Source organism: Patiriisocius sp. 208BN25-11 (assembly GCF_058147145.1).
This window is the reverse complement of the sequence record NZ_JBYVJY010000161.1, coordinates 1-233: the sequence shown is the minus strand read 5'-3', so window position 1 is coordinate 233 and position 233 is coordinate 1. Positions and strand designations below refer to the sequence as shown.

Genomic DNA, 233 nt, shown 5'->3' with positions numbered 1-233 from the left:
ACGTAGACCAGATAGTTACCTGTATTGCTATTCAAGAAGAAACTGGAAGTTGGGGATTCACGTTGCAATACGATGCAAGTCGAAACAATATTACTAGCGAAAAAGGGTCTGCTACAGTAAATGGGGTAAGTCTTACCGTTTTAAATTCTAAGCCAAACGAATTTAGTGTTGCTATTAGACCCTATACCTACGAGCACACAAACTTTCATACCTTTAAAACAGGTACTTTGGTA

The 233-nt window shown here is 38.2% G+C and carries 1 pseudogene; it reads left to right on the top strand.

Going from position 1 to position 233, the window contains the following annotated elements:
• Positions 1-233: pseudogene (locus ACY2RS_RS15975) on the top strand (riboflavin synthase); the annotation flags it as partial.